This window comes from Shewanella sp. T24-MNA-CIBAN-0130, from assembly GCF_040310185.1.
GTDB classification, from domain to species: domain Bacteria; phylum Pseudomonadota; class Gammaproteobacteria; order Enterobacterales; family Shewanellaceae; genus Shewanella; species Shewanella psychromarinicola.
On sequence record NZ_JBEOPP010000166.1, the window covers coordinates 1 to 394 of the forward strand.

A 394-nucleotide genomic window follows, 5' to 3' on the forward strand; every position below is an offset into this window, starting at 1 on the left:
TTGAGTATTTAGATGATAATGGAGATCCTAAACGTGATGACGTTACGATTACAACATCTATGGTAAAAAGAAATATCTCCAATTACATTTTGAAAGAGACTGTAGGTAAACTTGGTGGGACTGTTTGGGGGAAACATTGTAGTAAAAATGTCGGTGTTTCAATTGTAAGAGCTAATAGAGAACTTGTTATTCGAGACTCATTTTTAACGTCAGCATTGCGCGAAAGCAAAGGTAGATTTATTGGCATAGAAGTGTCTTTTCCTCCTAATTTAGATTCTGTTTTTGGTGTAACTAACAACAAACAAGATGCTGTAAGACTAATTCCTTATGAAATGAAAACAATTTCTAGTCAAGCGGGATTTGATTCTGAACAAGAATACTTGCGTGATCTAGA

At 34.5% G+C, this 394-nt stretch carries 1 protein-coding gene; it reads left to right on the plus strand.

Annotation, left to right across the window (positions count from 1 at the left end; translation table 11 throughout):
- On the plus strand, window positions 1–394 hold a 394-nt coding region (locus AAEZ02_RS21930), incomplete at both ends, for a hypothetical protein (RefSeq protein WP_351125068.1).